Source organism: Pelosinus sp. UFO1 (assembly GCF_000725345.1).
Lineage (GTDB): Bacteria > Bacillota > Negativicutes > DSM-13327 > DSM-13327 > Pelosinus.
Genome location: NZ_CP008852.1, coordinates 818,606 through 844,410 on the forward strand (window position 1 = coordinate 818,606; position 25,805 = coordinate 844,410).

Annotated in this window: 26 protein-coding genes; 25 read left to right on the forward strand and 1 reads right to left on the reverse strand. The window is 39.2% G+C overall.

The features are described from left to right. Positions 1–112: 112 nt before the first annotated feature. The 25 genes from UFO1_RS03630 (at position 113) to UFO1_RS03750 (ending at position 24,827) form a co-directional block, all read left to right on the forward strand. A complete protein-coding gene (locus tag UFO1_RS03630) occupies positions 113–421 on the forward strand; it encodes a PTS sugar transporter subunit IIB (RefSeq protein WP_236639323.1) in 309 nt (102 codons plus the stop codon). A 31-nt stretch (positions 422–452) separates the two neighbouring features. Continuing rightward, the gene (locus UFO1_RS03635) at positions 453–1,733 is read left to right on the forward strand and encodes a PTS sugar transporter subunit IIC (protein WP_038668037.1); all 1,281 of its coding nucleotides are present in this window, start codon (positions 453–455) and stop codon (positions 1,731–1,733) included. 18 nt (positions 1,734–1,751) lie between these two features. Beyond that, entirely contained in the window at positions 1,752–2,141 is a 390-nt protein-coding gene (locus tag UFO1_RS03640) for a hypothetical protein (protein ID WP_038668039.1), read from the forward strand. A gap of 43 nt (positions 2,142–2,184) precedes the next feature. Then, on the forward strand, positions 2,185–3,027 hold the full coding sequence (locus UFO1_RS03645) for a class II fructose-bisphosphate aldolase (RefSeq protein ID WP_038668042.1): 843 nt from the start codon (positions 2,185–2,187) through the stop codon (positions 3,025–3,027). A 218-nt stretch (positions 3,028–3,245) separates the two neighbouring features. Continuing rightward, the gene (locus UFO1_RS03650; protein WP_038668044.1) at positions 3,246–3,848 is read left to right on the forward strand and encodes an AAA family ATPase; all 603 of its coding nucleotides are present in this window, start codon (positions 3,246–3,248) and stop codon (positions 3,846–3,848) included. Between the two features lie 801 nt (positions 3,849–4,649). Beyond that, entirely contained in the window at positions 4,650–5,012 is a 363-nt protein-coding gene (locus tag UFO1_RS03655) for an NADH-quinone oxidoreductase subunit A (RefSeq protein ID WP_038668046.1), read from the forward strand. Continuing rightward, positions 5,003–5,518 (forward strand): NADH-quinone oxidoreductase subunit B, encoded by a 516-nt coding sequence (locus UFO1_RS03660; RefSeq protein WP_038668049.1) that lies wholly within the window; start codon positions 5,003–5,005, stop codon positions 5,516–5,518. Before UFO1_RS03655 ends, UFO1_RS03660 begins: the two co-directional genes overlap by 10 nt. Beyond that, on the forward strand, positions 5,515–5,997 hold the full coding sequence (locus UFO1_RS03665) for an NADH-quinone oxidoreductase subunit C (protein WP_038668052.1): 483 nt from the start codon (positions 5,515–5,517) through the stop codon (positions 5,995–5,997). Before UFO1_RS03660 ends, UFO1_RS03665 begins: the two co-directional genes overlap by 4 nt. Next, entirely contained in the window at positions 5,991–7,088 is a 1,098-nt protein-coding gene (locus UFO1_RS03670; RefSeq protein WP_038668055.1) for an NADH-quinone oxidoreductase subunit D, read from the forward strand. The genes UFO1_RS03665 and UFO1_RS03670 overlap by 7 nt, the downstream gene beginning before the upstream one ends. Positions 7,089–7,113: 25 nt before the next feature. Beyond that, positions 7,114–8,154, forward strand: a complete 1,041-nt coding sequence (gene nuoH, locus UFO1_RS03675; protein ID WP_038668057.1) for an NADH-quinone oxidoreductase subunit NuoH — start codon at positions 7,114–7,116, stop codon at positions 8,152–8,154. Positions 8,155–8,165: 11 nt separating this feature from the next. Beyond that, complete coding sequence (locus tag UFO1_RS03680; RefSeq protein WP_038668060.1) at positions 8,166–8,642, forward strand: NADH-quinone oxidoreductase subunit I; 477 nt, start codon at positions 8,166–8,168, stop codon at positions 8,640–8,642. Beyond that, positions 8,635–9,144: an NADH-quinone oxidoreductase subunit J gene (locus tag UFO1_RS03685; protein ID WP_038668063.1), complete on the forward strand. Its 510-nt coding sequence runs from the start codon at positions 8,635–8,637 to the stop codon at positions 9,142–9,144. The genes UFO1_RS03680 and UFO1_RS03685 overlap by 8 nt, the downstream gene beginning before the upstream one ends. Further along, positions 9,141–9,449 carry an NADH-quinone oxidoreductase subunit NuoK gene (nuoK, locus tag UFO1_RS03690; RefSeq protein ID WP_038668065.1) on the forward strand — a complete coding sequence of 103 codons (309 nt, stop codon included), beginning with the start codon at positions 9,141–9,143 and terminating at the stop codon, positions 9,447–9,449. The genes UFO1_RS03685 and nuoK overlap by 4 nt, the downstream gene beginning before the upstream one ends. Positions 9,450–9,477: 28 nt before the next feature. Further along, positions 9,478–11,382 carry an NADH-quinone oxidoreductase subunit L gene (gene nuoL, locus UFO1_RS03695; RefSeq protein WP_038668067.1) on the forward strand — a complete coding sequence of 635 codons (1,905 nt, stop codon included), beginning with the start codon at positions 9,478–9,480 and terminating at the stop codon, positions 11,380–11,382. 1 nt (position 11,383) lies between these two features. Then, positions 11,384–12,919, forward strand: a complete 1,536-nt coding sequence (locus tag UFO1_RS03700; RefSeq protein WP_038668068.1) for a NuoM family protein — start codon at positions 11,384–11,386, stop codon at positions 12,917–12,919. Beyond that, the gene (locus tag UFO1_RS03705; RefSeq protein WP_038668071.1) at positions 12,916–14,331 is read left to right on the forward strand and encodes an NADH-quinone oxidoreductase subunit N; all 1,416 of its coding nucleotides are present in this window, start codon (positions 12,916–12,918) and stop codon (positions 14,329–14,331) included. Before UFO1_RS03700 ends, UFO1_RS03705 begins: the two co-directional genes overlap by 4 nt. Positions 14,332–14,762: 431 nt before the next feature. Beyond that, positions 14,763–15,086 carry a hypothetical protein gene (locus UFO1_RS25545; protein WP_038668074.1) on the forward strand — a complete coding sequence of 108 codons (324 nt, stop codon included), beginning with the start codon at positions 14,763–14,765 and terminating at the stop codon, positions 15,084–15,086. 307 nt (positions 15,087–15,393) lie between these two features. Further along, positions 15,394–16,377, forward strand: a complete 984-nt coding sequence (locus tag UFO1_RS03715; protein ID WP_038668076.1) for an aldo/keto reductase — start codon at positions 15,394–15,396, stop codon at positions 16,375–16,377. Between the two features lie 40 nt (positions 16,378–16,417). Then, a complete protein-coding gene (locus tag UFO1_RS03720) occupies positions 16,418–17,773 on the forward strand; it encodes an MATE family efflux transporter (protein WP_038668078.1) in 1,356 nt (451 codons plus the stop codon). Between the two features lie 141 nt (positions 17,774–17,914). Further along, a complete protein-coding gene (locus UFO1_RS03725; RefSeq protein WP_038668080.1) occupies positions 17,915–19,069 on the forward strand; it encodes an aldo/keto reductase in 1,155 nt (384 codons plus the stop codon). 103 nt (positions 19,070–19,172) lie between these two features. Then, a complete protein-coding gene (locus UFO1_RS03730) occupies positions 19,173–20,294 on the forward strand; it encodes an aldo/keto reductase (RefSeq protein WP_038668082.1) in 1,122 nt (373 codons plus the stop codon). A 397-nt stretch (positions 20,295–20,691) separates the two neighbouring features. Further along, a complete protein-coding gene (gene fliB, locus UFO1_RS03735) occupies positions 20,692–21,948 on the forward strand; it encodes a flagellin lysine-N-methylase (protein WP_038668085.1) in 1,257 nt (418 codons plus the stop codon). 235 nt (positions 21,949–22,183) lie between these two features. Then, complete coding sequence (locus UFO1_RS03740; RefSeq protein ID WP_038668087.1) at positions 22,184–22,552, forward strand: MerR family transcriptional regulator; 369 nt, start codon at positions 22,184–22,186, stop codon at positions 22,550–22,552. A gap of 145 nt (positions 22,553–22,697) precedes the next feature. Further along, a complete protein-coding gene (locus UFO1_RS03745; RefSeq protein WP_038668089.1) occupies positions 22,698–23,543 on the forward strand; it encodes an aldo/keto reductase in 846 nt (281 codons plus the stop codon). Positions 23,544–23,795: 252 nt separating this feature from the next. Then, positions 23,796–24,827: a DUF362 domain-containing protein gene (locus UFO1_RS03750; RefSeq protein WP_038668092.1), complete on the forward strand. Its 1,032-nt coding sequence runs from the start codon at positions 23,796–23,798 to the stop codon at positions 24,825–24,827. Positions 24,828–25,020: 193 nt separating this feature from the next. Here UFO1_RS03750 and UFO1_RS03755 read toward each other — a convergent pair whose 3' ends face one another. Beyond that, on the reverse strand, positions 25,021–25,746 hold the full coding sequence (locus tag UFO1_RS03755) for a carboxymuconolactone decarboxylase family protein (protein ID WP_038668094.1): 726 nt from the start codon (positions 25,744–25,746) through the stop codon (positions 25,021–25,023). Positions 25,747–25,805 lie beyond the last annotated feature (59 nt).

Sequence of the window (25,805 nt, forward strand, 5' to 3'; positions counted from 1 at the left end):
GAAAATAATTATTTTTATGCTGTTAGAAGCAGTAGTTATACATAAAAAGAATAGGATAAAAGACATTTTGTATGTTGGTAGAAAAAATTAGATTATTTAGAAAAGAGGGGTAATGATGAAGAAAAAGGTCAAAATGTTAATGGTGTGTGGGGCGGGGTTAGGCAGTAGTTTTGCTTGTCAGATGAGTGTGGAAGATGTTTTGCGCAAGATGGGGGTGGAAGCGGACTTGGATCATTGTGATATTTCGTCGGCAGTTTCAATGAATCCAGAAGTTATCATTACGGCTATGAATTTTAAAACACAATTTGAACAGTTTACGATTCCCGATACAACGACAATTTTATATTTAAAAAATATTGTTGGTAAAGCAGAAATTGAAGAGAAATTGACTCCAGTATTACAGGCTAAAGGTGTGCTATAGAGGTAGCGATAAAAAGTAAGGGGGATTTTTGATGTCAATTATTAATTTCATCATTACCAATATTTTGACGCAAGCGGCGATTACAATTGCTTTAATTGCTATGCTTGGTTTGATTCTGCAAAAAAAATCTACTGGTCAAACTATAGCTGGAACGTTTAAAACACTATTAGGTTTTCAGGTATTATCTGCTGGTGCTGGTATCATTGTTGGGAGTTTGATTTATTTTGGCAAGATTTTTAGTGAAGGCTTTCATATGCAAGGTATTATACCTTCAATAGAAGCGATCAATGGACAGGCTATGAATGAGATGGGACTGGGCAGCCCGATTGCTTTTACTTTTCTAGCGATTTTCATTGTAAATATTATCATTGCCCGATTTACTAAATGGAAATATATATTTTTGACTGGTCAGGCTATTTTGTGGATGGCCACGATGTGTACGGTATTTGGTTATTTTGCGGGTTTGAGAGGCGCAACTTTGATTATTGTCGGTGGTATTATTGGGGGCATTTTTGCTGTGGCAATGCCGGCTATTGCTCAGCCTTTGATTCGCAAGATAACCGGTAGCGATGATATTGCTTTAGGACATTTTTGCACCATCGGGTATCTCTTTGAAGCAGGGGTGGCCAAATTGGTTGGTAACCCGGAAGATTCTACAGAAGATATCAAATTGCCTAAAGCATTTGAGTTTTTACAAGATACTTACCTATCTGTTATGGTCGTTATGGTACCACTATATTTAGTAACAGCGTTTTTTGCTGGACCTGAATTTTGTGGAAAATTAGCCGGCCATACGGATTATCTGGTACATGCATTTTTGCAAGCCATTCAGTTTGTCGTTGGGGTCTATGTATTGTTGGCTGGAGTACGCTTGATTTTAGCAGAGATTGTGCCTGCATTCCGCGGTATTGCTATGAAACTGGTGCCGAATGCTATACCAGCGCTTGATTGTCCGGTACTGTTTCCCTATGCACCGCATGCTGTTATTATTGGCTTCATAACTACTACTATTGGTACAATCATTGCAATGTTTGTCTTACCGACGTTTGGTTTAGCGATGATCTTACCGGGGATGTTAACTAACTTTTTTGCTGGCGGCACGGCGGGGATTTTTGGTAACGCTACTGGCGGCAAACGGGGAGCGATTATTGGCGGGATTGCCCATGGATTTTTTATTACACTGTTGCCAGCGCTGTTAGTGACTATTTTTAATAACCTAGGATTTGCCAATTCGACGGCTACGGATGTTGATACGGTTGCTGCCGCATTATTATACGCTTGGATTATTACGCCACTGATGAATATATTCTAAGATAAAGAGGGTATCTAAATGTTCTTCTTTAAGAAAAAAAATCAACCTACAGAGACGGTAGCTAGTATAACAAAAACGGAGGTTGTTGGGCCGGATCTGCGTATCAGAGTCGAACAGCTGAAAAATGAATTAGAGGTAGCAAATGGTGATTTGAGGCTACAGATATTAAATGAATTAGGTAGCAAGTCATTTGTATTACAGGAAACGGATGCTGCTATCCAATATTATGAAATGAGCATTCAAGAAAATCGTACCTTGGGAAAAGCCTATACCGATTTGCTTAAATTGTACAATATCAAGAGGAAAGAAGCAGTTAATAGTAAGAACGATGAACAATTACAGCAATATTTAAGTAAAATTGATGATCTGATGAAGCTTTCTAAAGACGTAATTCGCGGTTTAGACTGAGTGAAAGTTATCTTACAGTAAAAAACAGGAGGATTTGTACGGTATGTATACAACCTTGAAAAAAGTAACAGATAAAGCGACACGTTTGAATTTTACAGTAGGGGCATTTAATATGCATAATTTAGAAATGCTGCCCGCAATGATTAGAGCAGCAAAAGACATGGGATCGCCCATTATTATTCAAACTAGTGCAGGAACTGCTGAGTATATTGGCTATGGCGTAATTGCGAATGTATGTAAGTATTTGGCGGAGTATGAAAGTGCTGAAGTGGTACTACACTTAGATCATGCTAATCATTTTGCCGATATACGAAAGGCGATTGATGCGGGTTATTCTTCTGTTATGTACGATGGTTCGTCCTTGAGCTTTAAAGAAAACGTGCTGAGAACACAGGAAGTTGTTGAGTATGCTCATGCACGAGGTGTATCGGTTGAAGGTGAACTGGGAACAATCGGCGGAATAGAAGATGGTGTTGCTGTACAAGAAAATAAAAAAGCGTATACGAATCCAGAAGATGCCAAACGATTTGTTGCTGAAACTGGTATTGATGCCTTAGCAGTTGCTGTTGGTACCAATCATGGTCAGTATAAGTCAAAGACGGAATTAAATATACCTTTATTAAAAGACATTCACGGAACAGTGGATATTCCTCTGGTGATTCATGGCGGAACCGGAGTAAAGGATGAAGATATTCAGCAATGCACCAATCATGGAGTACGCAAATTTAATGTAGGAACTGAATTGCTAGTCGGGTGGACGCGGGAAGCAGCAAAATTATTCTCGCAAAGCAAAGATAATGCCTCATTGCGAAAAAATATTGTTCCTTGCAATGAAGTGGTTGCTAATGTGATTAAACATAAAATTGGCATTTTCTTGAATGCTTAAAAGACGATTTACTATGATATTAATAATGTTCAAAGAGAGCTTGTAGAATCTTATTATAGGCGGATAATTATCATTTGGTCATGAATTGATTTAATATTGTGAAGTTTCTCGGGTTGTTATGAATCTTGTCGAACAGACCATATGGTTATGAACTATGCCATTGGACGTTCTTGAAGATCTATAACAACCTCTTATTTTGTAAAAGGGGTACTTATAAAATGAACAAAAAACTTATATTATTGGCTGGATATCCAGGTACGGGAAAAACATATTTGTGTAATATTATACTAGAATGGAGAAATTGCTTTGTTGTATTATCACCAGATGATATTAAAGAAAAGTTTTGGGATGAATTGGGATTTGATAGTTTAGAAGAAAAAGAGAAAACTATACAACTGAGCTGGGATTATTACTATAAGAAAATGAAAGAAATAATGCAAGGTGGGTCATCCATTATTTCCGATTATCCTTTTAGTGAAAAACATAAATCAAAAATAGAGTTGCTATCGGAGCAATATGGTTATCAAATTGTTACTATTCGATTAACTGGAGATTTGGATGTTTTGTTTGAGCGACAGAAAAAAAGAGATCTTGACACTAACAGACACTTAGGGCATATTCTTAATTGCTATCATTATGGAGAACATGTAAAGAACCGGAGTGAAGCAGATGGCTTAGTTGATTATAAAGAATTTACAAAGCGTTGCCGAACTCGGGGTTATGGAAATTTTGAGTTGGGGCATTTAATTGAGATGGATATGACAGATTTTAGTTCTATTGATTACTCTGAGTTACTTCGACAATTAAAAAAATTAGAATAGTTCTATTGGAATCATCAAGAAACACAGGAATCTAAAATGTCCCCTTCTTTCAGGATCTGCTCGGGTTTCTACTTAAGCAATATCCTGAATCCAAGAAGACTATCTTCCTTAGAATCCGGATGTTAAAGCAAAATTAAATAAGTAGAGCAAAACTTGAGTATTAGTATACACCAGGTTTTGCTCTTTTTTTTATCTACCTTCTTATTGGATGTTTGCTTTCAATAAAATAATTTATCGGTAAGAGCTAGCAAGAAATAACCTCATTAATTCCCCCAATAATTATAAATAGCATAAAGAAATGCTCTGAGAAAATTGAAAAAGTGGTATGGATTAAGGTACGGAGAAAGTTATTACTAGTAATATAAAAAGAAATAAAAAATTAAAAAAACTATAGATAGATGAAGGGATTGTATACATTGTGACGAAGATTGTAATCTCGTGAAAGAATTTATACTGTGACATGAATCACTTTAATTATTCCTTATTTATGATACAATCGTCAAAAACAGATAAAAACATGAATTGAGAGATAAGATAGATATATATGCTTAGCTTGCATTTTGTATTCTGTATTCAATATTCTGTATTCTAAAGTAGTAAATGCGCTGGAGGAGTGGGTGAGAAAAACAAGCGGATATGATTTTGGAACGAATGGAATAAAGAAATAGATGACTATAATAGCCGGAGCTTTACGCGTTTTTTAGTATAAAAAAAGGCTGTCAAAAGAAGGTATGATGTCGAGTGTGAGTGGCAGACTACTATTGTACGTAAGTAATTCTTTATCGAAGGAGGAGAGATAATATGTTACTAGATTTTGGAAATATTGGATTATTACTGCTCGTTGCTTTGGTTTTTCCCCTATTAGCGTTAGGGACTGCATTTTTTATTCGCCCTCGCCCTCGCCAGCATGGTATAGAAAAATCTTTGCCTTATGAGTGTGGTGTAGATACGGTTGGCGAGACTTGGGTACAATTTAGAGCAAGTTATTTTTTGTATGCATTAGTATTTGTCGCTTTTGATATTGAAACTGTTTTTCTATATCTTTGGGCGATTAAGTTTCAGCAGTTGGGAAAGTTTGCCTTTATTGAAATGTTTATTTTCCTTAGTATTTTATTGGTAGGGCTAGGATATGCCTGGAAGAAAGGAGCCTTGGAATGGAAGTAACTAAACTGCAATCACAAGAAGAGCAAGACAATGATTTGTTGCAGAAAAATATAATTTTAACAAGTTTTGATACCGTATTAAAATGGGCGCGAAGTAATTCACTGTGGCCGCTGTCTTCGGGTCTTGCTTGTTGTGCGATAGAGATGATGTCGGCTGCCGCCGCGCGGTTTGATTTGTCAAGATTCGGGTACGAGGTTTTTCGTGCTTCACCAAGACAAGCTGATTTGCTCATTGTTGCGGGCACCGTGACTTGGGCAATGGCTGGTCCGTTAAAGCGTTTGTATGAGCAGATGCCTGAACCCAAATATGTCATCGCCATGGGCAGTTGTGCAAATTCTGGAGGTCCTTTTGCCGACTCGTATTCGGTTGTTCCCGGTGTGGACAAGATTTTACCAGTCGATGTGTATATTCCTGGTTGCCCGCCGCGTCCGGAAGCTTTGATTCACGGAATGTTGGAATTAAAACGCAAGATTAAGAATCCCGAGGTTGCGAGGAGAAAGTCATGAGTAATCAAGACATAAATAATTCATTGGCTGAGCTACAAGCTCGGTATTTAGAGGACGTAAAAATTATTGGCGAGGAAGCGCAGTCAGCTTTACTTGTGGAGCCACATCGTTTGCTAGATATACTCGAGTTTCTTAAAACTAACGAGTCGTATCAATTTAACATGCTGCGTAATCTGACGGCAGTCGATTATTTGGAATATATAGAAGTTGTTTATCATTTATATTCCTTGCCGCTTCGTCAGTCGATTACAGTAAAAACCCGTTGTGGTATGGAAGATTCTCAAATTCCATCAGTCACCGTTATTTGGCCTTCTGCAAATTTTCAGGAGCGGGAAATATATGATTTGTTAGGCGTAAGATTTACCGAGCATCCTGATCTAAGGCGTATTTTACTGCGAGATGAGTTTGATGGACATCCATTGCGCAAAACGTACAATATTGGTAATGCAGGGGGAAAGGAGGTAAAGAGTTCATGCTAAAGACAGAAACCTTTACTTTGAATATGGGACCGCAGCATCCTAGTACGCATGGTGTATTACAAGTCGTGCTGGAATTGGATGGCGAAACGGTAGTTCAAGCTATCCCGAATATGGGGTATCTACATCGTGGCATTGAAAAGTTGGCGGAAAGTCGAACTTATGCCCAATTTATCCCCTATACGGATCGGTTGGACTATGTTTCATCCATGGGAAATAACTTAGGATATTGTCAGACGGTAGAAAAGATGATGGGCATTAAAGTGCCCGAACGTGCGGAATATTTGCGAATCATTATGACTGAATTGAATCGAATTGCCAGTCATCTGATTTTTATGGGCTCGCTGGCAATTGACCTTGGCGCTTCTACCGGAATGATGTTTGGTTTTCGCAGTCGTGAGCGGATTTTGGATTTGTTTGATATGGCCTGCGGTGCTAGGCAGACCTATACTTATATACGATTTGGCGGTGTCTCAGCTGATATACCGGCAGAGTTTATCCCCGCACTGCAGCGTTTTTTGACAGATTTTCCTGCTATGCTTGATGAATACCACCGTTTATTGACAGGCAATGAAATTCTGTATCACCGTTTAAAAAACACTGGCGTGATTAGTGGTCAAAGAGCAATAGAAATTGGTCTGACTGGACCTGCCTTGCGGGCTTCAGGCGTTGACTATGATATTCGAAAAGTGGAGCCATATGGTATTTATGACCGTTTTGATTTTAGTGTGCCACTAGGCCAAGTTGGTGATTGTTGGGACCGTTATATCGTCCGAATGGAAGAAATGAAGCAGAGCGCTAGTATTGTTGCACAGGCGCTGGAGCAAATGCCTGAGGGTATTGTTATGGCTACTATTCCCAAAGTGTTGAAGCCACCAGCTGGTGAGGTGTATCATTCCATCGAAAACCCGCGCGGCGAGCTAGGGTATTATATCGTTAGCGATGGCGGAGTTAACCCCTATCGCCTCCATGTGCGCCGCCCATCCTTTATTAATCTGCAGGTACTGAATGAAACCTGCCAAGGCTTGCTTATCGGTGATGTTGTAGCTGTACTGGCGACATTAGATTCATTGATGGGGGAAGTGGATTGCTAAACTTTATTAAGAGGAGTCATAAGGCATGCAAGAGATAACAGGATTGTTTAAAATTGCAGAAATACTAAGAGCTATCTTAGGACGCTTTCTACCTGACCCACAGTTAGTAGATATCTGCATGAGTTTAATAAATATTGGGGCTATTTTTACGATTATTTCCTTGACGGCAGTTGTATTGGTTTACACTGAGCGAAAGGTAAGTGCCTTCATGCAGCGACGGTCAGGTCCTAACCGCGTCGGTCCAGGGGGTACGTTACAGTCGGTAGCGGATATGATTAAGCTAATGGCAAAAGAAGATATTATGCCAGCTGGCGCTGACAAATGGATGTGGATGTTGGCACCGATGCTCTTGTTTATCCCCGCAGCTGCAGTTTTTGTAGTGTTTCCCTTTGATAATAAGGCTATTTTTGCGGATTTAAATATTGGTATTTTTTATTTTATAGCTATGTCCTCCCAGTCGGTTTTACCGTTTCTGATGGCAGGGTGGGCCTCGAATAACAAGTATTCTTTGGTGGGCGGTATGAGGACGGTCGCCCAAATGCTTAGTTATGAGGTTCCGATGGTGCTTTCGATTCTAGGAATCGTGATGATGTCGGGATCGATGCGGATGAGCTCGATAGTAGCCGCACAACAGCATACTTGGTTTATCCTTTTACAACCTATTGCCTTTGTGGTTTATGTTATTACGGCAACAGCAGAAATTAATCGGGCGCCTTTTGACTTAGTTGAAGGTGAGTCAGAAATCGTTGCTGGACCATTTACCGAATATACTGGCATGCGATGGGCTCTGTTCTTTTTGGCAGAGTATGCAAATTTATTGGCGGTTTCAGCGATAGCAACCACATTGTTTTTGGGTGGTTGGAGTGGACCATGGCTTCCTGGTTGGGTCTGGTTTTTTCTTAAAGTTGGCGGAATGATTTTCCTATTTATGTGGTTTCGCTGGACGTTTCCCAGGCTGCGCATTGATCAACTTATGTCTTTCGGATGGAAAGTGTTACTACCATTGGCGCTACTTAATATCATTGTTACCGGAATTGGCATGTATATTTACGAGTTTTTTAGTTAGGAGGGGAAGCTATGGTTGGTAAAGGATTATTAGAGGGCATGCGCGTAACCTTAAAAGCTTTTTTTAACAAAAAAGAAACGCTGCAATATCCCGAAATAAAGCTAACCATGCCCGATCGTTTTCGTGGCGGTGAGCTGGAGTTAGATGATAAAAAATGCATCGCGTGCGGACTGTGCGCAAGGGCATGCCCTAATCATGTTATTGAGATGACTACAGGCATTGATGAACAGAAAAAACGGCACTTAAAATCATATCTATATCATTCAGGATTGTGTCTGTATTGTAATTTTTGTATTGAAGCATGTCCGACAAATGCTATTTGCTGGGACAAAAATTATGAGAATTCTCGGTACTTTAAAAATGACTTGGATGTTAATTGTTTAGCGATTGCAAAGCAAAAGTCAGCGGCAACAGTCGATGTAGTCCAAGTGGACAAGCCCAATGCTGAGCAAGAGGATACCTTAAGAGGAGGGAGCAGGGATGAATGAGCTGAGCTATACTGTCGCATTTTATATATTTGCGGCGATTACAGTAGCTGCTGCCTTTGGAGTTGTGACAAAAAGTAATCTTGTACACAGCGCATTACTGCTGGCTTTATGTTTTATCGGCGTAAGCGGGTTGTATGTGCTATTGCAGGCGGACTTTTTGGCAGCAGTCCAAATTCTGATCTACAATGGGGCAATTGCTATTGTTTTTGTTCTTGGGACGATGCTTACCAGGCGTAGTCAGCGGCATGGGACGAATGATACGGACGTAAATATTCCGTCTCGCGTAGTTACACTGGTAAGCGGCTTGTTTGTCGTTGTTACCTTGGGAGTCATAGCTACTACACCCTGGCATTATTCCAGTAGTGTCATTGTTGAAGATACCCCATCACTCCTTGCTCAGTTAATACTGACCGATTATATGGTGGTAATGGAAGCAGGGGCAGTACTCTTACTGGCAGCTATGATTGGTGCGATTGTTTTGGCAAAGGGAGTGGAAGAGTGATTGGATTAGTTCATTTTTTAACAGTCGCGGCTATCATATTTGCGATTGGCTTGTATGGGGTATTGAGCAAGAGGACAATCGTCGGTATTCTGATGAGCATTGAGCTGATGCTTAATGCGGTCAATATAAATTTAATTGCCTTTTCACGCTTTATAACACCGGAGGTTTTAACCGGACAAATATTTGCCATATTTACGATTACAGTAGCGGCTGCTGAAGTAGCGGTTGGAATGGCAATGATCTTTCGAGTATATTATGATCGGAACACGGTGCATGCTGCGAGACTTGATGAGATGCGCTGGTAAGATTGCATTAGAGAGTAGGTGAAGAAATTTGTTTAGCCAATATGCGTTGTCTCATGTTGTGCTTATTCCGTTGTTACCGGCAATAAGCTTTATAATATTGGGATTTTTTCTGCGTCGTCTTCCTATATTGGCAGCGACGGTATCTGTTTGCATGAGCTTAATCAGCTTTGTCTTGTCCTTAGGGGTAGGCTATGGTGTGATAGCTAATAATATCACGGTGGATAATCCGTTGATTCAGAGAATACCTTGGTTTTCTATATCAGGACTCACTGTTGATATGGGAGTATATATTGATCCTATATCGGCTATGATGCTGGTAATCGTTACATTGGTAGCTCTGATGGTGCAAATCTATTCTATTGGATATATGCGTGGTGATACTGGATTTGGACGTTTTTTTGCGTACTTATCATTGTTTGCATCTGCCATGTTAGGATTAGTTATTGCGGTTAACTTTGTGCAGTTGTTTGTTTTTTGGGAATTGGTTGGATTATGTTCCTATCTCTTAATTGGCTACTATTTCCACAAGATTTCTGCGCGGGAAGCTGCTAAAAAAGCCTTTATTACTACGCGCATTGGTGATTTCGGATTGCTGGTTGGAATCTTGTTTTTGCAGATTTTATTTGGTACGTTGGATTTTCAGCAGATAGCATCTAATTTGCCTCTATATGTTGCAGAGCATGGCACAAATTTGCTGGCGATAGTAGGCATCCTCTTATTCCTTGGTCCTATTGGAAAATCTGGACAATTTCCGCTGCATGTATGGCTGCCTGATGCGATGGAGGGGCCAACACCGGTATCAGCCCTTATTCATGCCGCTACTATGGTAGTAGCTGGGGTGTACTTAGTAGCTAGAGCTTTTTTCTTATTCAGTGTTTTGCCAAATGCAATGGAGGTAATAGCCTGGATCGGAGCGTTTACAGCTTGCTTTGCTGCTAGTATCGCATTTACCCAGCGGGACATTAAACGCATTTTAGCGTACTCTACTGTCAGTCAGTTGGGGTATATGATGTTAGCGCTTGGAGTAGGTAGTGTTACGGCCTCCATGTTTCATCTGATGACACATGCCTTTTTCAAAGCATTGATGTTCTTAGCAGCCGGCGCGGTATTACACGGTTTGCCAGATAAAAATGACATTTTTGAGATGGGCGGCTTGCGTCAGAAAATGCCAGTTACTTTTGCCGCTATGACGATTGGTGTACTCGCTATATCCGGTATTCCGCCATTTGCTGGATTCTTTTCAAAGGATGAAATTCTGTTGGTGGTTTCCCAGGTTAGTATGCCATTATACACCATTGCCGTAGTGACTTCTTTTATGACGGCGTTTTATATGGCAAGATTGCTGATTGTCGTCTTTTGTGGACCGGAGAAACCTGACAATCATCCCCATGAGGCGCCAATGTCCATGCGAATACCATTGGTAGTGCTTGGCGTTCTTGCTGTTATTGGCGGTTATATACCTTATGCTAACCATTTTGGTGACTGGGTTCGTTTTGGTTCGGCATCACACGAGGGCTTAAATTGGAGTATCGCGGCAACGTCGACGGTATTGTCTATACTAGCGATTTCCTTGGCTTGGTATATATACGGTTCGGGCAAGGTTTCATCTGATAAACTGTCCAGACGTTTTAGCACTTTATATAAGCTAAGTTTCCACAAATATTATATTGATGAGTTTTACTTGTGGCTCAATCACACCTTTGTTGATGGATTAGGCAAGATTTTATATTGGTTGGAGCTTCATTTTGTTGAAGGTATTGTAAATGGGATAGCTGGTTTACCGGTTGGACTTGGCGATTTGGTGCGCAAAGGCCAGACTGGTAAGCTGCAGCGATATGGTTTAATCATGTTCGGAGCCATGTTAATCGTTGTAGTATGGTTAGTGTTACTCAGCCCACTATTTAAGGGTGTCTTATCGGGAGGTGATTACTAAAATGGTTGATTTTCCATTATTAACGGCAATTTTACTAACGCCTATCTGGGGGATACTAGTATTGTCCTTTATGCCGCGTGAAGCTGACAAAACGATAAAAATGATATCAGCTGTAACGATGGCAATCGCTCTCGGCCTAACCTTGTATGCCTACTGGGCCTATGATGTTAGCTTGGGTGGGCTTCAATATATAGAGAATGTCCCTTGGATTACCGAGCTTGGAGTATCGTATGCTTTAGGTGTGGATGGAATTTCCTTGCCGCTGCTGCTATTAACTATGCTAGTTGGTTTTTCCACTATCTTTGTTTCTTGGAATGTGGAGAAACGCTCTAAAGAATTCTTTATTCAATTGCTGCTCTTGGTAGTCGGTGCAATCGGAACGTTTGTATCTCAGGATTTGTTCATATTCTTATTGTTTTATGAACTAGGGATAATACCAAGTTATATTATGGTAGTTGTTTGGGGTTCTTCGGAAAGAGTGAGTAAAGAATACGCGGCGATGAAGCTGACAATTTACTTATTGTTAGGCTCAGCCTTCATGCTTGCCGGGGTTATCGCGTTATACGTTAATGCTTTTCCGGCAGGGATGCGAACATTCAGTATGCAAGTTCTAGCTCAGGCTCATATGATTGGAAACTTATCAGAAGATGTTCAAGTCTTCACATTTTTCTTATTGCTACTTGGCTTTGGTTCTACTTTATCAATGTGGCCCTTTTATAGTTGGGCACCGGATGGTTATGCGGCAGCTCCGACAGGGGTATCTATGCTCCATGCTGGAGTGTTAAAGAAAATTGGCGGCTACGGCTTGATTCGAATTGGGTTGCTGATTTTACCGCTAGGGGCTAAATTCTGGGCACCGTTTATTGCGTTTTTTGCAGTGGTTAATGTTTTGTATGCCGCGTTTGTTACCATAGCGCAAAAAGACTTAAAATATATTGTCGGGTATTCGTCAATATCTCATATGGGATATATACTGATTGGTTTTGCAGCCTTAAATGTTATCAGTATTGATGGTGCGATTGCAAATATGTTTGCCCATGGGATAATGAGCGCCTTATTTTTTGCAATGATTGGTCTGGTCTATGATAAAACAAATACTCGGCAGGTTCTCAGTCTTGGCGGGTTAGCACATCAAATGCCCCGTGTTGCTACTGGCTTTATGTTAGCTGGGATGAGTTCCTTGGGACTTCCAGGGTTAGCTGGATTCGTCCCCGAGTTTACGAGCTTTGTGGGCGCGTTTAAAGTATACCCCCTCTTTACTCTTCTAGCCATTTCCGGTATTGTTTTCACTGCGCTTTATATATTGCGCGTGCTGGCAAATGTGCTATTTGGGCCGCGGCGTGAAGAATTTGATACTTGCCGTGATGCCTCTGGAGTTGAATTAGTATCCCTTGTATTATTGGGGACTGTTTTAGTAGTAGTTGGTGTTTTCCCACAATTATTAATGGGTATGGTTAATAGTGGTATGGAGCCGGTAATGGCGTTACTGGTTAAGCTGCACGTTACGCCGACCTTGCTGGGAGGTGTTTTTCAATGAATATTGCGCTGTTGACCAGTGAGATAGCCGTTGTAATTCTTGCTTTGCTTATCATTGTCTTTGACTTACTGATGCCGCGTCAAGAAGCTCGCCGTAGTTTAGGGTATTTTGCAGTTTGTGGTTTATTGGGGATTCTAGTTTATACCTTTAACCAACATGGAACTTCAGCTACGGTGTATCATGGTTTTTTTGTTGTTGATAAATTTGCTTTGTTTTTCAAGCAGTTATTCATAGTGGCGACGATCTTAACACTGCTGTTTTCCTTTGATTATATAGAAGGACTAACTCACAATACTGGGGAGTTTTATGCATTATTACTCCTAAGTTTAGTGGGTATGATGGTTATGGCGTCCGCAAATGATTTATTAACGGTGTTTGTTGGCTTGGAATTGATGACCATTATATTTTATATTTTAGTTGGATTTGATTTAAGAAGTATTAAGTCAAGTGAAGCTGGCACAAAGTATTTGATTCTTGGTTCGGCAGCGAGCGCAGTTTTGCTGTATGGTATGAGCTGGGTATATGGCTTTACCGGCAGTATTGTGCTGAGTCAAATCGCTGCTCATCTTACTGCTAGTCCGGCTATGCTTTTAGGATTAGGGCTTATGCTTGCCGGTTTCTGTTTTAAATTGTCTATTGTTCCTTTTCATATGTGGGCTCCTGATGTTTATGAAGGCGCGCCGATTCCCGTTACTGCCATGTTGGCGATGGCATCAAAAGCTGCTGGGGTTGCGGTATTACTGCGGGTTTTCTTAGTAGCATTTGCAGACTTACAAGCATATTGGTTGACTATTGTCAGTCTATTAGCTGGGCTAAGTATGATTGTAGGTATTGTAGTTGCGATATGGCAGACTAATACCAAGCGCATGTTGGCCTATTCCTCCATAGCGCAAGCTGGTTACATTTTATCGGGTCTCTTGGCTGCTGATGCAGCCGGAGTCAAGGGGATGTTATTTTATGCTGTGCTGTATATGGTGGCCAATGTTGGTGCCTTTGCAGTCACTACTGCCGTTAATAACCAATACGGTTCAGATAAAATTGATGATCTTTCCGGATTGTCCCAAAAGTCGCCGTTCTTGGCAGTGGTTATGACGGTATCATTGTTATCTATGGCAGGCCTTCCGCCAATGGCAGGCTTTGTCGGTAAGATGTATATATTTATGGCAATTACAGATAAAGGTTACTTCTGGATTGCTATGTTAGGGCTTGTAATGTCGATGGTTTCGGTGTATTATTACATGCTTGTGGTCAGAGTGATGTACAGTAAGGAAGCAAAGAATGAGCAGGAGTTTACTGCTAGTGTATCACTGCGTATTGTGGCTCTGATTAGTTTGATTGCAACTTTGTTTATTGGTATATACCCTGGCCCATTAGCTGAGCTAGCAAATGCTGCTGCTCGGTCGCTCTGGTAAAGGAAAAGGAATTTTTCCTCCAAAACTTTTAATTAAAACTTTAGCAGCTATAAATGATATGGAGAACCATATCATTTATAGCTAAAGAACTCCTGTCAGATTATTGTATAAATCTGGCAGGAGTTTATTTTTGCTCGCCAACCGAACTGCCAACAATTACTCGTTGGCAGTTTTTTTATGTGCGCCCAGCATGGGCGCTTACTAGTCGATGTAAGTCCGATACAGGGGCTGATAGTGCCAACCTTAGCTTAAGACAAGGCTCCCCATCGTGAGGTGAAATCTGAAGGAAATTGGTGGCAAAGCTCTGCTCCGCATACCAAGAATATGATTGGCTGTGACTTATATCATAGCGTAGTAGATGCAGTCTGTTTTATCACTAGTTATGATATTGATTAAAAATAAAGTGACTTAATAACTGTAAGGGTGATGTAATGTTTCGTTTAGGCGTAGATATAGGCTATTCTACATTCAAATATATCATTTTAGATGACAAAGAACGAGAGATAGGTAGTGAATATGTGTTCCATAGAGGGAATATTGAAACAGCATTTAGTAACATGCTGCAAAAAATAGAAAATGAATATAAAATCAAGGAATTTTACTTTGGTATTACTGGGGATCAAGCAGAGCGGATGCCTAAATTGGGAACGTCGCAGTGTTGTAGTAGTGCAAAAGATCAAGTTAGTATATACGGAGATAATATTGAAAAAGTACCAACTGTTACAAAACAATATGAGATGGTAATGAGTGTTTAAGGTAAGCGTGGCAATAATACTTACAGTTATCTGTCCATTGATGCCATATTAAATGAAATAAACCAATTTTAAAATCCCAGAAGCCTTCAAAATCAAGGTTTCTGGGATTTTAAAATTCTGGTGGGCATGTCCGCGTACTGGCGGGCTTTCCGTTGTCAATTTAGGGCATACTAAAAAAATACTTGACTTGGAGTTAACTTCAAGTGATAGACTAAATTTCAGGAAGTAAACAATTTTGCATCAAAAGTTATTGAATTAACCGATGATGTTTTATTTGGATAAGTTCTTATAATTAGGAGGATGGATTATGAAATATCGAACAATAGGGAAAACAGGAATTCAAGTCTCAAGTTTATGTTTTGGTACGATGTCTTTTGGCGGAAACGCTGATGAAGAAACATCCAAAGCAATGTTTAAGCGTTGTCGTGAAGCTGGTATCAACTTTTTTGATACTGCAAACGTTTATAGTCAAGGGCGGTCTGAACAAATACTAGGAGAATGTATTGCTGATTGCAGAGATGAAATTGTACTTACTACAAAAGTTTTTTATCCAACAGGAAAAGATATTAATGCCGGGGGACTTTCTCGTCGTCACATTATGCTTGAATTTGAAAAAAGCTTACGACGGTTAAAAACGGATCGCATTGATTTTTACTTTGTGCATTGTTTTGATGAGAATACCCCTATGGAAGAAACACTTCGTGCACTTGATGATCTTCAAGCACAAGGTAAAATCCTCTATCCAGCGGTAAGTAATTGGGCAGCTTGGCAAATTACTAAGGCATTAGGGATTTCTGCAAGAGAGCAGCTTGCTCGTTTTGAATTAATACAACCCATGTATAACCTAGTTAAACGTCAAGCTGAGGTTGAGATTTTGCCTCTCGCCGTTTCTGAACAAATCGGAGTTATATCCTATAGTCCTTTAGGAGCTGGACTTCTTACAGGTAAATATGGGGTGAACAAACGGCCAGAGCAAGGACGGCTAGTTGAAGAAAAAAGATATACGGATCGTTATACAGATGAAATAAATTTTGTTGTAGCCGACCGATTTAATGCATATGCTGCGGAACATGGCTTGCATCCTGCAACGCTTGCAGTTGCCTGGGTTATGTCTAATCCTGCAATAACAGCCCCCATTATCGGGGCAAGAAATTTAGAACAGCTCGAGTATTCCCTCGCTGCTATTGATGTGGATATGAGTCCAGAATGGCGTAATGAAATCTCTTCACTTTCTATTACTCCTGCACCTGCAACAGATCGTGCAGAAACCCTGCTACCTAGTTGGACATGATTTTTGGATGAACATCTCTATCTAAACATAGGAGGGAAATTTGGAACAGAAATTTGTAGCAGCAAAAAAGTTATTTACGAATCAGGATTTATACAAATTATTTCTGCCCGTTATCGTAGAGCAGTTTTTAGAATATCTAGTAGGATTGGTAGACTCCATCATGGTAGCGCATGTGGGGGAAGCAGCCGTGTCTGGCGTATCTTTGGTGGATTTTGTCATGGCACTACTCATTAGTTTGTTTGCAGCGCTGTCTACTGGTGGCGCAGTGATTGCGGGGCAGTATCTGGGCAGGAAACAGAAGGAAGAATCGAGAGAAGCAGCAAATCAGCTCGTATGGTTTTCCGGTGCCATATCTATCATAATCATGGTCATTATCTATCTAGCGAAACCGCTTATTTTAAATGGTCTGTTTGGGCAGATTACGGATGAAGTACGTAGGGATGCGAATACTTATCTGATGATTACAGCCATATCCATTCCCTTTTTGGCACTATATAATGCGGTCGCGGCAATATTTCGTACCATGGGTAATTCAAAACTGCCTATGAATATAATGCTGGCTATGAACATAGCGCATGCGGTAGGAAATGCAATACTTATTTACGGCTTCCACTTTGGGATTGAGGGTGTTGCCATACCGACCTTGCTATCACGTATAGCGGCTGCAGTTATTATAATCACATTGGCTTTCAACAAAAAGCATTCCATATATATAACGAAAAGTTTAAAACATAAATTTAACTGGTCGATGATCAAAAGAATCTTAAGCATAGGTGTTCCATATGGAATAGAAAATGGTTTGTTCTATCTGGGAAGAATTATCGTGCTCAGTCTTGTTGCTACGTTCGGTACGGCAGCAATTGCGGCAAATGCGGTGTCAGGCACCATTGTAATGTTCCAAGTGGTGCCGGGGATGGCAATTGGTCTTGGATTAACTGTAGTTATAGCAAGATGTGTAGGCGCAGGGGATTATGAACAGGCTAAATATTATACCAAAAAGATTATGGGTATTGTGTATGTGGCTCATGTGGTGAGTTGTGCAGTGGTACTTGCTTTACTGCCTTCCATAATGGATGTTTATGGGCTATCTGAGACGGCGACTGCGATGACCACGAAAAATGTATGGTGGCATGCAGCATTTATGGTTGTAATTTGGCCCCTTGCTTACACCTTACCAGTGACGTTCCGTGCATCGGGAGATGCCAAATATCCCATGATTGTTGGTATTTTGTCCATGTTTTTCTGTCGTATTGCACTAGCTTATTTACTAAGTATTTATTTTAATATGGGAATGTTCGGCACATGGGTAGCTATGTTTATTGATTGGATTGTCAAGTCAATCATTTTCGTTCACAGATATATAAGTGAACGATGGACTCAGTTTCATGCAATTTAACTGATTTCTGTATAGGATCCCGCAAACGTCTGAAAGTAAATGCGGTTGCCCAGTACTATCAGCATTGCGTCGAGAAAGTTGCCGGAGTCCTACAGAGTCTGATTAAGGAAGACAAGGTCAAGTATAGGAGGGAGGGTAAATATGGAATATCGAATTTTAGGAAGAACAGGTATCAAAGTAAGTGCCATTGGGATTGGCGGTGAGGGATTTGAAAATAAAAAATATGAAGATTGCGAAGCAATCATTGATTGTGCAATCAGTGAAGGTATTAATTTTATTGATCTATATAATTCAAATCCAGAAGCTAGAAATAATGTTGGTAAAGCGTTAAGTAAATATCCTCGAAGTAGTTTTGTTATTGAAGGACATCTATGTTCTACTTGGGATAACGGACAATATCGACGTACCAGGGAATTTAATGAAGTTGTTAATGCATTTGAAGACTTCTTAACTAGAATGCAGTTAGACTATGTCGATGTAGGGATGATTCATTATGTTGATGATCAAAAAGATTTTGATAACATTTTTAATGGAAAAATAATTAAATATGCAGCAGAATTAAAGGAAAAAGGAGTTATTAAGTCTTTAGGAATATCCACACATAATACAGATATTGCTTTTAGAGCAGTGGAAACAGGAATCATTGATGTAATTTTATTTAGCATCAATGCTGCTTATGATATGCTGCCAGCCAGTGAGGATGTAAATATATTATTTGAGGAAAGTACTTTTAAAAACAGAACTTATGAAGGTATTGATCCAAAACGTGATAGGTTATACCATACTTGTCAAAATGAGGGTGTTGCATTGACTGTTATGAAGGGATATGCTGCGGGAGTGTTATTAAGTGACAAAGGATCGCCCTTTGAAAAAGCACTGACACCAGTACAATGCTTACATTACTGTTTAACGAGACCGGCAGTTGCTTCCGTAATGGTTGGAGTATCTAATATAAATCAAATACTTGCAGCAACCGCCTATGTCACTGCAAGTAATAAAGAAAAAGATTATAGTGAAGTTCTTGCAAAAGCACCAAGGAATTCATTTAGCGGACATTGTATGTATTGTGGACATTGTGCCCCATGTTCGAAAAAGATAGATATTGCATCAGTAAATAAATATTTAGATTTGGCATTAATTCAAGAAGATGTTCCTGAAACATTAAAGAATCATTATGATTTATTAGAACATCACGCAAATAAATGCATAGAATGTGGGTTATGTATGAAAAATTGTCCATTCAATGTAGATATTATTAATAAAATGAAACAGGCTGTTACACTTTTTGGCAAATAAGCAATTATGAGGTATATGGAATACTATAGCTTTTCAAAACTTGCACTTACATGCATTGAAATTATTCTGGAAAATAACTGAAAATAAAGGAGACGATATCGACATGGAAAAGAAAAAATTGGGATTTGGATTTATGAGGTTACCTGTAAAGAATCAGAATGATCCAGCAAGTATTGATATGGATACATTAAATCAAATGGTAGATACTTTTTTGGAAAGAGGCTTTACTTATTTTGATACAGCTTATATGTATCATATGAATAAGAGTGAGATAGCAATAAGAGAAGCGTTAGTAAAACGTCATAAAAGAGACAGTTTCACGTTAGCGACAAAATTACCAACAATGTTTTTAAAAACAAAGGAAGATCAAGAAAGAATTTTTAACGAACAATTAGAAAAATGTGGTGTGGATTACTTCGATTATTATCTTCTTCATAATCTTGGGGTAGCCCATTATGAGATAGCACAAAAATTTGATAGTTTTGCATTTATTCAGCAAAAGAAAAAAGAAGGAAAGATCAGGCATATCGGATTTTCTTATCATGATAATGCTGATTTATTGGATGAAATCCTGACAGCACATCCGGAAGTAGATTTTGTCCAGTTACAGATTAATTATCTGGATTGGGACAGTGAAAGTATTCAGTCAAGAAAGTGCTACGAAGTGGCAAGAAAGCATAATAAACCTGTTATTATTATGGAGCCTGTCAAAGGCGGTATGCTTGCGAAAGTGCCTGAAAAAGCAGAGCAACTATTTAAAGAATATCATCCTGACATGTCTATACCATCATGGGCTATCCGTTACGTGGCAAGTCTTGAGGGAATTATGATGGTATTAAGCGGAATGTCTGATATGGAGCAGTTACTGGATAATATGGGTTATATGCAAGAGTTTAAGCCATTTGTTCAGGAAGAATATGATCGTGTTGAAAAGGCAGTTAGGATTATTAATGAAGCAATTGCCATTCCCTGTACAGCTTGTCAGTACTGTGTAGAAGATTGTCCGAAAAACATAGCGATTCCGAAGTATTTCTCGTTATATAATACGGAAAAACAAACTTTGAGCACCGGGTTTTCTATACAAAGAGTATACTATGATAATTATACAAAAACACATGGAAAAGCATCCGAGTGTATCGGATGCAAAAAGTGTGAAAAAAATTGTCCACAGCATATTGAGATTACAAAATATTTAAAAGATGTAGCGGGTGTTTTTGAAGCATAACTTCCTTTCCAAAGATATGGAACAGAAAAATCCTAAGTGGATGAGAAATGTCTATACGGATTAAATACTCCAGAGCTGTTAGAAAGAATTATGAGGATTACATGTTCATGAAATAAACCAATTTTAAAATCCCACAAGCCTTCAAAATTAAGGATTGTGGGATTTTAAAATTCTAGTGGACATATAATGCGTATAGTCTGTTACATAAGTGATTGTGAAAGGATTAGGCAATCATTTGGGACGAATGCGATAACGGTCTCTTTCTTATTTGTTGCATAATTATAATAAGGATGCTGAAGCTTGCTCCATAACTTTATAGGAAAAATAAGGCTCTATTTCAATTAGCCAGGCTACTTATAACGAAATCACATAAGACCATTAAGTATAGGAGAATATAATGCTTACCTTTAAGAAAATACTTGAACCACAATACCTTAAGAAGTTTCATTGCATAGCATCCGCCTGTCAGGACAGTTGCTGTACGGGCTGGGACGTCGTTGTTGATAAGGCTACCTACGATATTTACCAGCAAAGTCAGAATATACTTTTAAAACCTATGTTTCATGATCACATTATGATCAATATTGACAGTACCGGGAACTCTTCCTATGCGCGAATTGCAATGAATAATTATGTTTGCCCATTTTTAACGGAAGATAGACTTTGTATAATTCAAAAGACATTGAATGAAGAATCGTTGTCTATAACTTGTGATACCTATCCACGCACTTTTAATAATCTTGACGGATTGCTGGAACGATCGCTGTGTGTATCATGCCCTAGTGCTGCTGAACTGGTGCTGATGAATGAAGAGCCAATGCAATTTAATAGTAGTGAAACCGTTGTTTTGGTTCGGAATAACCAGATTCCCGTATTAAATACTGGTGACGACGTGAACGCTAAACCATATCGCTACTTTCAGGAGATACGCAACTTCATTATTACTCTATTGCAAGATAGAACGTATCCACTGTGGCAGCGCTTAGTTATTCTCAGTGTGTTTTGCGACCGCCTCGACCAAGTTAGCGCGGAGTTATACGACGAAGATATTCCATATATTATTGCGTATTTTAAGGATAAAATTCAGAAGGGAGAATTCCGTGAGTCAATGGATAATGCTGGCGACCGGTCGGAGATACAACTGCAGGTAATGAGAATTCTAATTGACCATCGTTTAAATGGAAACTTTGTAAGCAAGAAGTTTCTTGTCTATGTGAATGAGTTTGTCAAAGGGCTTGGCGGTATCGATGGTATTTGTCAAGAAACAATTAGTTTGCGGTATAAAGAGGCATATACTACATACTATCAGCCGTTTATGGAAAAACACGAATATGTCCTAGAAAATTACCTAGTGAATTACGTATTTAAGAACCTGTTTCCCTTTAGGCCACAGAAGAGTATTTATTTTGACCAAAAGAGCATCTATACAGAATACATCCTATTGGTAATCCATTACTCCCTGATTAAAACTTTATTGATTGGCATCGCAGGCTATCATCAGGAGAATTTTAACAGCAAGCATGTGATAACGCTTATCCAAACATTTGCCAAGTCAATTGAACATAACCTGCCCTATCTTAAGCAAGCAGTGCAGTTTATTGAGGCGAGTAATATGAACAATACGAGCGGCATGACGATATTAATCAAGAATTAATGCATTATTCCTTAAAGATGTCAGGCATTGTAAGTCAAGACACTAGGGTGAATCGGTATTGTTGTTAATAATGCGATTAGAGAGTCATGTGTAAGTCCTAGAAAATGCACAGGCTATTTTTTATCCCGTGACGAGAATAGTAAATGGGATGGGATTTGTCATTCATACTTTTAGGAATTTACTGTTGACTTGGAGTTAACTCCAGATGATATGCTGTTTTTGGAGGTGAAATCGTATGACGATTACAGAAGTGAGTAAAAAGTTTGATGTTTCCCAGGATACACTCCGCTATTATGAACGCATCGGACTAATTCCGAGTGTAAACCGTAATAAAAGCGGGATTAGGAATTATACGGAAGAAGATTGCAGATGGGTTGAATTTGTCAAATGTATGCGAAGTGCAGGTCTTCCGATTGAAGTATTAATTGAGTATGTTGGGTTGTTTCAACAGGGAGATGAAACAACTGGGGCAAGAAAAGAACTCTTAATTGAGCAACGTAAACAGCTCTTAATAAAAATGGAAGAGATGCAGAAAACGGTGGAACGCCTGGATTATAAAATTGCAAGATATGGACAGGCAGCAGGCGGAATCGTTTTGTGGTAAAAAAGTATATGACTTGGAGTGAACTCTAAGGTTTACATTGGCAATACAAGATAGTTAGGAGGTTCTCAAATTCAGTTGTGCAAAAATAGTTTTGCTCAACCAGATACGAAGATCAGGAAAAAATTAGAATAAAGGAGAAATTAGTATGGAGTATGTAGAATTGAACAATGGTGTCAAAATGCCAATTTTGGGATATGGAGTATTCCAAATTGCAGATCAGGAAGAATGTGAAAGATGTGTATTGGATGCAATAGATGTAGGTTATCGCTTAATCGATACTGCTCAGGCCTATGGCAATGAAGAAGCGGTAGGAAAAGCTATTAAAAAATGTGGTGTTCCAAGAGAGGAATTATTCATTACTACAAAAGTGTGGATTTCCAATGCTGGATATGAAAAGGCAAAGAAATCTATCGAAGAATCATTGGAAAAACTTCAATTGGATTATTTAGATTTATTATTAATCCATCAGCCTTTTAATGATTATTATGGAATTTATTGTGCAATGGAAGAATTATATAAGGAGGGAAAAATCAAAGCAATCGGTGTAAGTAACTTTTATCCAGACAGATTAATCGACCTCATTAAGTTCAATGAAGTTGTTCCAGCAGTAAATCAGGTTGAAACACATGTGTTTAATCAACAAGTAAAGGCTCAAGAAGTAATGAAAAAATATGGTGTTCAGATTCAAGCTTGGGCACCTTTTGCCGAAGGGAAAAATAACTTATTTAGTAACGAAACATTAAAAACAGTTGGAGATAAATATAACAAATCAATTGCACAAGTTGCTTTAAGATATCTTATTCAAAGAGGAGTATCAGTCCTTCCTAAATCAGTTAGTAAGGAAAGAATGATACAAAATATCGATGTATTTGATTTTGAATTAACAAAAGAGGATATGGATTTGATTTCTGCTTTAGATAAAGCAGAAAGTTTGTTCTTCTCACATTATGATCCACAAACAGTTGAATATTTAACAGGCTTAGTAAGATAGAAGAGAAAAACAATCTAAATGAACGGATGGCTAATTTCTGTATTGATTTAGAGTTAACTCCAAGAAGTATAATTGCTTCATAAAAGCAAATAAAGATATAGCCTAACAATTTTATAATTATTAGAATTGTTAGGTTATAACTACTCTGAGATAAAGTTAATAGGTAAAGGCACAGAAAATAATGAAGAAATATGATACACGCACTGGTGGGAAAGCATAAAATAACTAGCCGGAAAAAGGGGAGAGGTTAAAATGAATGGTATGACGAGACGTAATTTTTTACAACTTGCTGGCGGAGTAGTGATCAGTTTGGCTTCTTATAGCATGACCGGTGTCAGTGCTGGTAAAGTTAAAGATGCTTGGCCGGATGCCGCGAAATCCAATGTATTTTTTACAAATGACATCAGTGTTAACGGGCTGCAGGAGATTTATTCTCGTATCAACAACGGAATAACCGGGAAAGTAGCTATAAAATTACATACGGGTGAGCCACATGGTCCAAACCTTCTGCCGATTGAGCTTATTAAAGGCTTACAACCTAAAATTCCGAACAGCTCGATTGTAGAATGTAATGTAATGTATCCCAGTCCGCGTCGTGAAACGGCTACCCATCGTGAAGTAATAAAAACAAACGGTTTTGATTTTTGTCCAGTAGATATTATGGATGAAGAAGGCGACGTTATGTTGCCAGTACCGGGAATGCAAGAATTTTTGGCGAACGGTCAAGGTTATACTCAAGGTAATCATCTTACCGAAGTAGCTGTTGGCAGTCATCTCTTAAATTATGACTCGCTGTTTGTTTATACCCATTTTAAAGGCCATGCCATGGGCGGTTTCGGCGGATCTTTAAAAAATATCGGTATTGGTATAGCTTCGGGTCATGCGGGAAAAGCGATGGTTCATGGCTTCGATTTTAATCAACCTAACATTAATTTTATGAATTACATCGGTCCGGGTTTTCTTGAAAGAATGGTTGAATCGGGCAAGGCTACTACAGAGCATTTTAAAGGTCATATCACTTATATTAATGTATTGAAAAATATATCGATTGATTGTGACTGCGATGCACATGGCGCTCCGCCCAAATGTCAAGATATCGGTATCCTTGGCTCAACTGATATTGTAGCAATTGACAAGGCCTCCCTTGATCTTGTGACCAATCTGCCAGCTGAACAAAATCACGATCTCCTTGAACGTATCGAATCTCGCAGTGGCCGCCATCAAGTTGAATATATGAAGACACTCGGCATGGGTAATACTGACTATAACCTCATCCAACTATAATGTGATTTCGAAGTATAAAAAATAAGTGTGTAAGTTCGCAAGAACTTACACACTTATTTTTGTATTAAGAAAACCGTTTTAGAACTCTTCACGTTCGCCCATTACAGACATATTGGAATAATGTATATGCACCAATCCCATTCCGGCTCGGTTTTCATAAATACTTGGCTTGTTTAATCTATGGTGAGCGAGGTTAGCGGGCTCTGCTGCTTATAACTTTGTTTAGCACTGCGGTCGCATTATCGGCTTCTTTCTTGCCAACGTTGGCTTCAAGTACGGAGATGAGGCTTCTCATTTGCATCTCGGTCAACCCTACGTTAAACCCGACGTTGAAATGTGACTGAAGCTGGCTGTTGACACCTTCCATACTGGACAGAGCCGAAATGGTTGCAAGCTCTCTACTTTGGAAATCCAGGATGTCGCGTCCGAAAATGTCTCCGAAAAGATGCCCCTTTAAAAACTGATCAATTTGAGGCGCGAAAAAAGTTAATTGTGACTTGTACGGCGCTCCTACCAGTTGAGTCTGGATTTCTGTTCCGCGTTCTATACTGCTTTTTCCGGCAGGCAACGGGTTTGCTTCCCGGCCAAGCTCATCTTTGATGCCTTTACCCTCGCGCTCCTCCATGACAGTCATAAAGGTGCTGATACCGTTAAGGCTGCGGGGGAATCCTGTGTAGGCATACATCTGTACCAAGACTTCTTTTATTTCATTTACGGTCAAACCAGCATCTAGTCCTTCGTTTAGGGCCGTTTTCAATTTTTCTAAATTGCCGTTGGCTGTGAAAGCGGCAATAGTGACAATGCCCTGCTGTTTGGCGCTCAAGTCTTGAATATTTGTCGTCTGCGCCTGTGAAATCGATGTGAAATTAAGTAACGAGAGGAAAATACCCGCCAAAATTACAGCAATTTTATTATTCATGATATTACCGCCTTTGTTTTACAATTTTTAATTTAAGCTTAAAATTCTTGGACAGTAGC

Bases quoted from the DNA above. Each gene is read 5' to 3' on its own strand.
- UFO1_RS03630 (WP_236639323.1), top strand. From the start codon at position 113: ATGATGAAGAAAAAGGTCAAAATGTTAATGGTGTGTGGGGCGGGGTTA.
- UFO1_RS03635 (WP_038668037.1), top strand. From the start codon at position 453: ATGTCAATTATTAATTTCATCATTACCAATATTTTGACGCAAGCGGCG.
- UFO1_RS03640 (WP_038668039.1), top strand. From the start codon at position 1,752: ATGTTCTTCTTTAAGAAAAAAAATCAACCTACAGAGACGGTAGCTAGT.
- UFO1_RS03645 (WP_038668042.1), top strand. From the start codon at position 2,185: ATGTATACAACCTTGAAAAAAGTAACAGATAAAGCGACACGTTTGAAT.
- UFO1_RS03650 (WP_038668044.1), top strand. From the start codon at position 3,246: ATGAACAAAAAACTTATATTATTGGCTGGATATCCAGGTACGGGAAAA.
- UFO1_RS03655 (WP_038668046.1), top strand. From the start codon at position 4,650: ATGTTACTAGATTTTGGAAATATTGGATTATTACTGCTCGTTGCTTTG.
- UFO1_RS03660 (WP_038668049.1), top strand. From the start codon at position 5,003: ATGGAAGTAACTAAACTGCAATCACAAGAAGAGCAAGACAATGATTTG.
- UFO1_RS03665 (WP_038668052.1), top strand. From the start codon at position 5,515: ATGAGTAATCAAGACATAAATAATTCATTGGCTGAGCTACAAGCTCGG.
- UFO1_RS03670 (WP_038668055.1), top strand. From the start codon at position 5,991: ATGCTAAAGACAGAAACCTTTACTTTGAATATGGGACCGCAGCATCCT.
- nuoH (WP_038668057.1), top strand. From the start codon at position 7,114: ATGCAAGAGATAACAGGATTGTTTAAAATTGCAGAAATACTAAGAGCT.
- UFO1_RS03680 (WP_038668060.1), top strand. From the start codon at position 8,166: ATGGTTGGTAAAGGATTATTAGAGGGCATGCGCGTAACCTTAAAAGCT.
- UFO1_RS03685 (WP_038668063.1), top strand. From the start codon at position 8,635: ATGAATGAGCTGAGCTATACTGTCGCATTTTATATATTTGCGGCGATT.
- UFO1_RS03700 (WP_038668068.1), top strand. From the start codon at position 11,384: ATGGTTGATTTTCCATTATTAACGGCAATTTTACTAACGCCTATCTGG.
- UFO1_RS03705 (WP_038668071.1), top strand. From the start codon at position 12,916: ATGAATATTGCGCTGTTGACCAGTGAGATAGCCGTTGTAATTCTTGCT.
- UFO1_RS25545 (WP_038668074.1), top strand. From the start codon at position 14,763: ATGTTTCGTTTAGGCGTAGATATAGGCTATTCTACATTCAAATATATC.
- UFO1_RS03715 (WP_038668076.1), top strand. From the start codon at position 15,394: ATGAAATATCGAACAATAGGGAAAACAGGAATTCAAGTCTCAAGTTTA.
- UFO1_RS03725 (WP_038668080.1), top strand. From the start codon at position 17,915: ATGGAATATCGAATTTTAGGAAGAACAGGTATCAAAGTAAGTGCCATT.
- UFO1_RS03730 (WP_038668082.1), top strand. From the start codon at position 19,173: ATGGAAAAGAAAAAATTGGGATTTGGATTTATGAGGTTACCTGTAAAG.
- fliB (WP_038668085.1), top strand. From the start codon at position 20,692: ATGCTTACCTTTAAGAAAATACTTGAACCACAATACCTTAAGAAGTTT.
- UFO1_RS03740 (WP_038668087.1), top strand. From the start codon at position 22,184: ATGACGATTACAGAAGTGAGTAAAAAGTTTGATGTTTCCCAGGATACA.
- UFO1_RS03745 (WP_038668089.1), top strand. From the start codon at position 22,698: ATGGAGTATGTAGAATTGAACAATGGTGTCAAAATGCCAATTTTGGGA.
- UFO1_RS03750 (WP_038668092.1), top strand. From the start codon at position 23,796: ATGAATGGTATGACGAGACGTAATTTTTTACAACTTGCTGGCGGAGTA.
- UFO1_RS03755 (WP_038668094.1), bottom strand. From the start codon at position 25,746: ATGAATAATAAAATTGCTGTAATTTTGGCGGGTATTTTCCTCTCGTTA.